Below are 9,547 nucleotides of genomic sequence, written 5' to 3' on the forward strand. Positions count from 1 at the left end.
AAATCCAAACTACCGAAAACTCCTAGAATACGGCTCTCTCAGAGCCTGACTCTCCCAAAATATGTCCGAACTGTTGAAGTAGAAGTAGTACGCTCAATCGCAGTTTAAACCCGCCGCTGCTGCTGTCGGAAATTCGATCGGCACAAAAGTAACGCCAAACTGCTCCTGAGAACACTTGACAATATGCACTAATATCGGACTAAAATTTTTGCGCGAGCCCGTTTTGTCAAACTGAATTGTTCCGGTGGCTCCGGTGACGCTAAAATCTGGATTGGCAATAGTTTTTTGCATCCCTTCGCGGCTGGGTTGCTGCTGCTCTTCTATGGCTTGAATCAGCGTCTTAGTCGCATCGTAGGTTAATGCAGTTCGGTGACTGACATTTCCTTCCCAAAGCTTGCGAGTATCCTCAAGGAATTTGCGGTCGGGAGAGTTTAAATGATGCCAAGAAACTGCGACCGCCATTTTCTCAAAAGACGGTAACTTAGCAGCAGCTTCTAAGGTGTTTTGACTGTATATTCCCCCGGTTCCGACTACCCAATTGCGGTCTAGATTGGCTTGGAAAAGTGCCATCGCATTCTTGATGGCGATCGGGCCGTGACTCGGACTTAAAACGATCGTTGTTTTCTCTGTTTGCCTGACTTCTTGTATGGCTTTTTTAACATCAAAATCGCTTTTTGACAGATCGAATTCGGTGATTTTTGCAATATTTCCTCCCCGTTCTCTAAACTGTTTTCTGAATTCTTCCCAAAAAGAGGAAGTGGATTCGCTGCTGGTGCTGTAGAAACCCGCTGCTGTGGTTTGACCTTTTTTTTCAATCAGATATTTCACGAATACTTCAACACTAACTTTAGTCCGAGGCACAGTCCTAAAGAAAAATTTTCGGGGTTTTTCTGTGGCTGCTTCCGTCGTACTGCCAGGGGAAATTAATACTAAATGATTTTGGTTGTAAATATCGACTGTATGGGCTGTCATTGCGTTAGTGTAGTGACCGATCGCGCCCAAAACACCGCCCAGTTTGACTAGGGAATTAGCGCGGGCGATCGACTCATCTTTTACATTGGCATCGTCAGCAATTATGACTTGTAAACCTTTTCCTTTAATAGCTTGATTTTCTTGAAAGTCTAAACCGTTTAGGTTGCGCTCTATCTCTGAATTGAATAATTTTAAATTAACTTCCGTTTGCGCTTGAGCAACTCCCCGCAAGATTTCTTTAGGCAAGTCGAGCTCGGCTCTACCTTGTTCGTTTGTGCGAACGGGAACGATTACGGCAATGGTGTAATAATCTGCTTTTTTAGCCTTTAATAAGGCATTATTCATGTAAATTAAAGTTTCGGGATCTTTGCGTTCTTCTTCATGCCACGACCTTTTAAAGTAATTAAATGCTTCCCGATAATTGGATTTGGCAAATTCATTAACTCCGTCTTGCTTTAATCGAGGAGTCGAGGATTTTAAGAGAGATTCTTCGCCGCAGCTTAAAGCATCACCTTGCACTAAAAGACAAGTTTTAGGGGTAAAAATGTTGTGGAGAAAAAGGGCGATCGCACATCCGGCAATAATTCCTGCAATTCCCAACAGCGGCGGTGGCGGCGGTGGCGGCGGTGGGGCGATCAAATCCTGCAAAACATTAGCAACAGATTGATAGCGCTCTGTGAAGTTGTAGCGCACCATTCTGTTTAAAATCCCTTTCAAGCTGTCGCTAATGGGTCCCAAAGGTCGAGCGGAAGTTGAGTAGTGCAAAAAGATATCGTCATGCGGAGAATTTATCATGAAATCTCTAGCAGGAGGCAAGCCAGTGAGGCCTTGAATAGCGACAATACCTACAGAGTAGATATCGCTACAAAATTGAGGATTGCCAGCAATTTGTTCGGCCGGCGAATATCCTCGCGTATAAATAGTTCTGCTGATAGTGTTTCCCGAATCAGTTATTTCCAAGGAACTGATTTCTTTGACCGCCCCAAAATCAATCAAAACTATTTTTCCATCGCAATCGCGCCGAATTAAGTTAGAAGGAGTGATATCGCGGTGAATGACATTGTGTTCGTGAACAAAAGCGATAACTGGCAAGATATCCTGCAAAAAATCAATTACTTGCTCTTGAGTCCATTGGATATTTGGAGCCAATTCTTTCCTGAGCGGATGTCCTTCAATGTATTCTTGAATTAAATAAAAATTGTCATTTTCTTCAAAGCTATCGAATAACTGTGGAATCTGCGGGTGTCTGCCCAATCGGTGCAAAGCTAGAACTTCACTTTCAAATCGCTGCTGTGCTTCTGGTAAGAGTTGCGGATCGCTTGGCTGCCTAATTTCCTTAACGACGCACAGGCGATCGTGGGGTATGTCTAAATCCCTACCTGTATATGTCCTCGCAAACCCTCCCCGACCTAATTCACTGACAATTTGGTAACGTTGGCGCAGGATATATCCTGATGGCAGGCACATAAATTTTTCGCTATTCCCTAACTGGCTGCGAGCGTTAAAATTGATTGTGCCGCATTATTACAGCGATTTCTGTTAAGTTTATGTTAAGTTTTAGAAACACTAGCGATCGGCAAAGTAATTACAAATTGTGTTACCTTTCCTCTTGAGCAATTTACCTTAATTTTGCCTTGACGTTTGGCAAGGATTTGACAAGCAATAGCCAGCCCCAATCTAGTATTTTTGCCGATAGACAAAATCTGCAATGCCATAGGTTTGCAGCATCGGACTTCAGTCCGCATTAAAATCAGAGGACTTTAGTCCTGACTAAAAACCCTAAAAATTGGTAATCAAATAGCTTCTTAGTGAAGACTTCAGTCCTCCTTAAAATCCGCGATAAAATAGGTTCGCAGCATCGGACTTCAGTTCGCATTAAAATCCGAGGACTTGCATTCCTAACTAAAATAGACAAACCATAGACAAGTCATGGAAAAAACAAAGGTTCTACAGCATTCATAAACTGTAGAACCCTTGAAAATATGTGTTTTATTGCAAGCCGATGGTGGGATTTGAACCCACGACCGTTCGATTACGAATCGAATACTCTACCCCTGAGCTACATCGGCACAGACAATTTTGGATTGTAGCACAACCTAAGGGAAAAAAGCAACGAGTTGTAGAATTTAATTCAAAACTCCACAACTCCTAACTCAGAACTTGTTAAACGGCCAGTTCCCCGTCGGTTGAGCCGCCTCTGGCCCCGGAATAAACTAAACCCCGCTGCATATCCAGAGTCAGCATAGTTCCGTCCCGAATTACCCGCGTGGCATTCTGCACGCCCACCATCACCGGCACGCCCAACCGCAAACCGATAATCGCGGCGTGAGAAGTCAAACTATCCTCCTCTGTCACCACACCTGCGGCTTTCCGAATCATGTCCACAAAAGCGACGCTGGTGTGCTCTACTACCAAAATTTCTCCAGCGTGGAAATTGCCTACATCCGCAGCTGTGCGAGCAACCCTTGCCATGCCGCTCACCGAACCCAAACCGACACCGGTGCCTTTGCCTAAAACCGCTGTCACTACCTCAACTTTAATCAAATCCGTCGATCCGGCAACCCCTTGCAGAGTACCGGCGGTCATCACCACTAAATCTCCGTCGCACACTAACTCTTTTTCCTGGGCGACAGTCATCGCAGATTGAAATGTCTGGCCGGTGGAGGGCAAATCCAGCACGAGCAAGGGTTTGACTCCCCATACTAATTGCAGTTGTCTGGCTACGTCTACGTGAGGAGTAACTGCCAAAATCGGAGTTTTCGGTCGGAATTTCGAGACATTTCGGGCTGTAGCGCCGGTTTTGGTCAGCGTCATGATGGCGGCCGCGTTCAACTGTTCGGAGATTTGGCTGACTGCTTGACTGATGCCGTTGGGGATCGATCGACCAATATCTTCTACATTCCTAATATTGCCGCTAATTCCTTCCCTCTCCATCCGCACCGCAATTCTCGCCATCGTCGCTACCGCTTCGACAGGGAACTTGCCGACAGCAGTTTCATTCGAGAGCATCACCGCATCAGTTCCGTCGAGAATGGCGTTTGCCACGTCGGAAATTTCCGCGCGGGTGGGACGGGGATTACCTACCATGCTGTCGAGCATCTGGGTAGCGGTAATTACGGGAATCCCCATGCGGTTGGAAGTAGCAATCAAGCGCTTTTGCAAAATCGGCACATCTTCGGCGGGCAGTTCCACTCCCAAATCGCCGCGGGCGACCATCACGCCGTTGCACAGGGCCAGGATTGCTTCCATTTGTTCGATCGCCTCGTGCTTTTCGATCTTGGCAATCACCGGTACTTGCTTGCCCGCACTGGCTATCAGTTCTTTAATTTCGAGCATATCCTGGGGATTGCGCACAAAGCTCAGGGCGACCCAATCGACACCTTGGTCGAGGCCGAACATTAAATCTTTGCGGTCTTTATCAGTCAGCGCCTTAATCGACAGGTAAACTCCGGGAAAATTCACGCCTTTGTTGTTAGAAAGTGGCCCGCCGACTACGACGCGACAGTACAATTCCCGCGCCGCGCGGTCTACTTTTTCCACGCGCATTTCCACTTTCCCGTCGTCGAGCAGAATCACTGCTCCCTCTGGAACTTCGTCTGCTAGGGGGTCGTAGGTGACGGAAGAAATGAGTTCGGTGCCGGGAACCGGGCGGCTGGTTAAAATGAAAGGATCGCCGTTTTTGACAACAATAGACCCTGTTTCAAAGCGGCCCAAACGAATTTTCGGGCCTTGGAGGTCTTGGAGGATGGCCACCGGCTGGTTGAGTTCAAAGGATGTTTGCCGGATTAACCGAATGCTGCGTTGGTGGTCTTCTTCTGTTCCGTGAGAAAAGTTGAGTCGCAAAGTTGTGGCACCGGCTTCTATGAGCTGGCGCAGCACTTGTGGATCCGAAGTTGCTGGGCCAATGGTGGCGACGATTTTAGTCCGGCGTAGGGCTTTTGGCAATTGCATCAGCGGTGTTCTGGGGAGGCAGGTGGATTTCTTGTTTAAATTTCGGCTAACGTTTCATCTTTGCACTACAAGCAATGACGCTAGTCTTAAGTCTTAAAAATTTTGATAGTCGTCAAAAAAGCAGGTATTGAACAATATATAGAATATCTGACTTTTTACCCATCGGTAATCTTTTCTTGGGGAGCGCTCTTTTGGGTAAATTTTTCCGCTCTCAGGCTTGACATAAATACAGACATACCCATATTTTATTTGGTATGCTCAGCCCTTTTGGCTAATCTAGCACTGGTATCCTTGCACAACAGCAATACTTTCCTGTTTGTGCAGACGCTAGTTTCTGGCGATCGAACTCAGTTCTTTCATAAAACTTTACTATTGTCCGGCTTGTATCTTATACTACGCAAGTGTGAAATATTAAGGAGTCTTAACAAAGATGTCGGAGGCAGGACGGCCGCTGACAGTGCCGAAAGAGTTTCTGAGTCCTCCCGGTGACTTCAATCCGACACTGCTGCTGTTTTTGAGTGCAGTAGCGATTATCGTGATTTCTAACTTGGGTTTCTGGTGTTGGGAATGGCCGCAGTGGTGTTGTTTTTCGCTGAACGTGTTGGCTTTGCACATGGCTGGAACTGTGATTCACGATGCGTCTCACAATGCAGCCCATCGCGATCGCACAATCAATGCTATTTTGGGACACGGCAGCGCGCTGATGTTGGGTTTTGCATTTCCGGTGTTTACGCGGGTACATATGCAGCATCACGCTCACGTCAATGACCCAGATAACGATCCAGACCATTATGTTTCTACCGGCGGGCCTTTGTGGTTGATTGCTGCGAGGTTTTTTTACCACGAGATTTTCTTTTTTAAGCGCAAACTGTGGCGGAAATACGAATTATTGGAATGGTTTCTCAGCCGTTTGTTTGTGATCGCGATCGTGTATATCTCGATTCAATACGACCATTTAGATTACGTGCTGAATTTTTGGTTTTCTCCGGCTTTAGTGGTGGGATTAGCCTTGGGGTTATTTTTTGATTATTTGCCGCACCGTCCGTTTCACAATCGCGATCGCTGGAAAAATGCCAGAGTATATCCGAGTCCTATTCTGAATATCTTAATTTTGGGACAGAACTATCACCTGATCCATCATTTGTGGCCTTCAATTCCTTGGTATAATTACAAGCCTGCTTACGAAGCTGTGAAGCCGCTGTTAGATGAAAAGGGTTCTCCTCAAACTTTGGGAATATTGGAAGGTAAAAAGGACTTTTGGAGTTTTATATATGACATCTTTTTAGGGATTAGGTTGCATCACAAGAAAGCGTCTGATTGACAAAAAACCCGGTTTCTTCGAGAGACCGGGTTTTTTTATAATAAAAGCTTTTAACCGTATATGCCCAGGGCAGTTTTTGTACTGTATCAAGTCCCGTAAAAAATAAACCCACCTGTAATGGTGAGTTAACTTTTAAATCAAGCCCAAAGTGAATCTATTATTTTTCCCCAGCCACCGCCACCGCTAAATTCCTATCCGGGCGCAAATTTTGAGCTCCCCGTAAATAAGGATGATAAATTTCAGTATGTGCGGGCCAATTGATGTGAATCAAAAAGCGGATGCAGCGTTCCAAAGCACCCTCAACGTGCATTTGCTGTACGTCCAACAAAGGAACATTACACCAGTGAGGACGTTCGCGGGCGATCGCGGCCGGAAACACAGCATCTAAATCACGAGTTGCAGAAAACGTGGCACTAATAATTAATTCTGGATTTATATCATTTTTTGCTTCTAATTCATCTAACAATTCTCTCACCGCTTCTCGAATTGCTTCCACCGAATTCTCGCTGGCAGTTGTTGCCCCGCGAATCGCCCGCACTTGCCACTCCACGCAAATTTCCTCCATATTTTTGTTATTAGTCATTAGTCATTAGTCATTAGTCATTAGTCATACTAAATTAGGCTTAAATACCCAGTTTATTTCTTAGTCCCCGCTTGAGTGGACTTCGTTTGTGTAGTTTGACCTCGAACTCGTAGGCGAAGCCAGCGCGAAGCTCTTATGACGGGCAAAGCGCCACATTTGAGTTTGAGGTCAACAGGTTTCAATCGCCCAATCATCCAGGGAGTAACTAATGACTACTGACTCCTGACCAATGACTAATTTATTTAATCACGGGCGATACATCCACAGCGGCAAACCGCTAGTAGAAAGCTCGAATTCCAGCACATTATTGTAAGCTGAAAGCCCGGATATATCCAGACTACTCCCCAAGACGCGATTTAGGAAAGGTTTTTGTTTTTCTAGCGTGCAGCACTCGGTTTTTTCCGGGTCGAGGCCTGCGAGTTCGGCGGCAAGGCGGCGAGCGTCCTCTTCTGTTCCCAGTCGATCGACCAAACCCAATTCTAAGGCTTGCTGGCCGGTAAAAACGCGGCCGTCGGCAAAAGTTTTCACGTTTTCAACTGCCAATTTCCGGGCTTCAGCAACGGTTTCCACGAATTGCTGGTAGCTGGTGTCGATCAAGTCTTGCAGAATTTGCTGTTCAGGATCTGTCAATTCTCGATCGAATGCCAAGATATCTTTATACGGCCCCGATTTAATCACCTGAAAAGAAACGCCTACTTTTTCTAACAGGCGTTCTAGATTGTTGCCCCGGATAATCACGCCAATGCTGCCGGTAATTGTACCCGGATTGGCAACGATATGCTCGGCTCCCATGCCGATGTAAACTCCGCCAGAAGCTGAAATATTGCCGAAACTGGCGACAATTTTGACTTTTTCGCGCAAACGCTTCAGCGCGCTGTAAATTTCCTGGGAATCGCCGACAGTGCCGCCGGGGCTGTCTATCCGCAGCAGCAAGGCGGGAAATTTGCGTTCTTCAACGGTTTTGAGAGCTTCTAAGACTCGTTTGCGGGTTTCTCCGGCAATGGCTCCGGTGATTTCGATACGGGCGATTTGTTTGCGGTAGCGGGGCTTGAATGGCCAAATCATGGGCAGTGTACAGGCAATGTTACGAAATTTTGTAGCTAACTTCTTATAGTGTGCCTTATTCATCGGGGTAGATGTTGTGCCTGTGTTCGCAACAGGCAAGATGCCTGTTCCACCTTGATTTTGTGGAACAGGCATCTTGCCTGTTCCTAATGGCAGATCGAGATTTGTACGATCGCACTTAACCCACGTTCGATATATAATTGTAAAAATTGCTTAACAAATCTACATCATTCTCGTGAGAGCCACTCTCATCAATTATTTGGAGTCTCCGCCATGCAGCTAAAGCTTACCGATTCAAAACTGCCTTTTGCCCCGCTGTTGCTAATTGCGCCGTTTTTCCTGTGGGGAACCGCGATGGTAGCGATGAAGGGGGTGATGCCGCACACAACGCCGCTGTTTGTGGCATTCGTGCGTTTAGTCCCTGCGGGCGTGTTGGTGCTGCTGGCGGCGGCACTCATGGGAAAACCGCAGCCGCAGGGTTGGAAAGCTTGGCTGTGGATTTCCCTGTTTGCTTTGGTTGACGCTACTTTGTTTCAAGGCTTTTTAGCCGAAGGTTTGACCCGAACCAGTGCGGGTTTGGGTTCGGTGATGATTGATTCTCAACCGCTAGCTGTGGCGATTTTGTGTTTGTGGCTGTTTCAAGAAAAAATTGGTTTTTGGGGCTGGTTGGGATTAGTTATTGGCGTTGCGGGCATCAGTTTGATTGGGTTGCCGGATGGCTGGATTTTGGGGCTTTTTCATCCTGAAAACGCGCCGGTTTCTGCGGGTATCGAACAGTTGTTTCAGGGTGGAGAATGGTTGATGCTGTTGGCAGCTTTGTCGATGGCTGTGGGTACGGTTTTGGTGCGCTGGGTTTGCCGGTATGTTGACCCGGTGGTGGCGACTGGTTGGCACATGATTTTGGGCGGTTTGCCGCTGTTGGCCATTTCGGCTGCAACTGAGTCTGAGCAGTTTGTGAATATCGATTTTTCGGGCTGGATAGCCTTAGGTTATTCTACTGTGTTCGGAAGTGCGATCGCCTACGGTTTATTCTTTTATTTTGCTTCCAGTGGCAGTCTGACAAGTTTAAGTTCTCTTACCTTTCTTACGCCTGTATTTGCTTTGCTGTTCGGCAATTTGTTCTTGGGCGAAGTTCTCAATCCGCTGCAATCGATGGGAGTTGGGCTGACTTTGGTGAGTATTTATTTGATTAACCAGCGGGATACTTTGGGTGATAAATTGCGAAAAGTGCGGCACGGTGAAGCGAGTGCAGAAGTTGAAGCAACAGGATTGTTAGAATCGTCTGAGTTGAATTCTGTAGAATTACCCGTGCAGTTGCGGGTTAGCGAACTGGAATCAGAAGTTTAGCGCTTTGAGAAATTTAGGGAGAATTGGTTAGTTCAAGAATTAACTGATTTGGAGTTACAATCCTAGGAGTAGTAACCGGAAAATCTCGCGGGTTGCGGGTGACAATGGCATCAATTCGATTGATTACAGCACTGCTGTACTGAATCGCATCTTCAAAATCCTTGAAGTTGCAAGTTAATGCCATTAGACCTCTTGCGAAATTCTCAGGCGATCGCTAATTTATCTTCAAATAAAGTTCATAATTATAAATACCAGCAATCAAATTAAATCTTAATCCGAAGCGTCTTCTTCGATTCCGATATCTTGAT

8 protein-coding genes, 1 tRNA gene and 1 pseudogene are annotated in these 9,547 nt (G+C 46.3%); 2 read left to right on the plus strand and 8 right to left on the minus strand.

The window, feature by feature from the left end:
- Positions 1-93: 93 nt before the first annotated feature.
- The 4 genes from QUA13_RS30205 to pyk all read right to left on the minus strand — a co-directional run bounded on the left by QUA13_RS30205 (position 94) and on the right by pyk (position 4,923).
- The gene (locus QUA13_RS30205) at positions 94-2,439 is read right to left on the minus strand and encodes a protein kinase domain-containing protein (protein WP_333204491.1); all 2,346 of its coding nucleotides are present in this window, start codon (positions 2,437-2,439) and stop codon (positions 94-96) included.
- A gap of 83 nt (positions 2,440-2,522) precedes the next feature.
- Positions 2,523-2,687 carry a hypothetical protein gene (locus QUA13_RS30210; RefSeq protein WP_333204493.1) on the minus strand — a complete coding sequence of 55 codons (165 nt, stop codon included), beginning with the start codon at positions 2,685-2,687 and terminating at the stop codon, positions 2,523-2,525.
- Positions 2,688-2,969: 282 nt separating this feature from the next.
- Positions 2,970-3,041 (minus strand) — tRNA-Thr (locus QUA13_RS30215).
- Positions 3,042-3,135: 94 nt separating this feature from the next.
- On the minus strand, positions 3,136-4,923 hold the full coding sequence (gene pyk / locus QUA13_RS30220; protein ID WP_333194113.1) for a pyruvate kinase: 1,788 nt from the start codon (positions 4,921-4,923) through the stop codon (positions 3,136-3,138).
- Between the two features lie 430 nt (positions 4,924-5,353).
- Here pyk and crtR point away from each other — a divergent pair, with 430 nt between their 5' ends.
- Positions 5,354-6,244 carry a beta-carotene hydroxylase gene (gene crtR / locus QUA13_RS30225; protein ID WP_333204495.1) on the plus strand — a complete coding sequence of 297 codons (891 nt, stop codon included), beginning with the start codon at positions 5,354-5,356 and terminating at the stop codon, positions 6,242-6,244.
- 157 nt (positions 6,245-6,401) lie between these two features.
- Here crtR and aroH read toward each other — a convergent pair whose 3' ends face one another.
- Together aroH and sppA are read right to left on the minus strand one after the other, a co-directional pair.
- Entirely contained in the window at positions 6,402-6,827 is a 426-nt protein-coding gene (gene aroH, locus QUA13_RS30230) for a chorismate mutase (protein WP_425487373.1), read from the minus strand.
- A 246-nt stretch (positions 6,828-7,073) separates the two neighbouring features.
- Entirely contained in the window at positions 7,074-7,892 is an 819-nt protein-coding gene (sppA, locus tag QUA13_RS30235; protein WP_172186044.1) for a signal peptide peptidase SppA, read from the minus strand.
- Between the two features lie 273 nt (positions 7,893-8,165).
- Here sppA and QUA13_RS30240 point away from each other — a divergent pair, with 273 nt between their 5' ends.
- A complete protein-coding gene (locus QUA13_RS30240) occupies positions 8,166-9,239 on the plus strand; it encodes a DMT family transporter (protein WP_333204497.1) in 1,074 nt (357 codons plus the stop codon).
- A gap of 13 nt (positions 9,240-9,252) precedes the next feature.
- Here QUA13_RS30240 and QUA13_RS30245 read toward each other — a convergent pair whose 3' ends face one another.
- Together QUA13_RS30245 and QUA13_RS30250 are read right to left on the minus strand one after the other, a co-directional pair.
- Positions 9,253-9,423: a hypothetical protein gene (locus QUA13_RS30245; RefSeq protein ID WP_333204499.1), complete on the minus strand. Its 171-nt coding sequence runs from the start codon at positions 9,421-9,423 to the stop codon at positions 9,253-9,255.
- Between the two features lie 30 nt (positions 9,424-9,453).
- A pseudogene (locus tag QUA13_RS30250) lies at positions 9,454-9,547 on the minus strand (IS5/IS1182 family transposase); the annotation flags it as partial.

This window comes from Microcoleus sp. S28C3, from assembly GCF_036700785.1.
GTDB classification, from domain to species: Bacteria; Cyanobacteriota; Cyanobacteriia; order Cyanobacteriales; family Microcoleaceae; genus Microcoleus; species Microcoleus asticus.

What these genes read in the sequence shown, in the direction of transcription:
- QUA13_RS30205 (WP_333204491.1), bottom strand. Translation starts at nt 2,439, where the DNA reads ATGTGCCTGCCATCAGGATATATCCTGCGCCAACGTTACCAAATTGTC.
- QUA13_RS30210 (WP_333204493.1), bottom strand. Translation starts at nt 2,687, where the DNA reads ATGGCATTGCAGATTTTGTCTATCGGCAAAAATACTAGATTGGGGCTG.
- pyk (WP_333194113.1), bottom strand. Translation starts at nt 4,923, where the DNA reads ATGCAATTGCCAAAAGCCCTACGCCGGACTAAAATCGTCGCCACCATT.
- crtR (WP_333204495.1), top strand. Translation starts at nt 5,354, where the DNA reads ATGTCGGAGGCAGGACGGCCGCTGACAGTGCCGAAAGAGTTTCTGAGT.
- aroH (WP_425487373.1), bottom strand. Translation starts at nt 6,827, where the DNA reads ATGACTAATAACAAAAATATGGAGGAAATTTGCGTGGAGTGGCAAGTG.
- sppA (WP_172186044.1), bottom strand. Translation starts at nt 7,892, where the DNA reads ATGATTTGGCCATTCAAGCCCCGCTACCGCAAACAAATCGCCCGTATC.
- QUA13_RS30240 (WP_333204497.1), top strand. Translation starts at nt 8,166, where the DNA reads ATGCAGCTAAAGCTTACCGATTCAAAACTGCCTTTTGCCCCGCTGTTG.
- QUA13_RS30245 (WP_333204499.1), bottom strand. Translation starts at nt 9,423, where the DNA reads ATGGCATTAACTTGCAACTTCAAGGATTTTGAAGATGCGATTCAGTAC.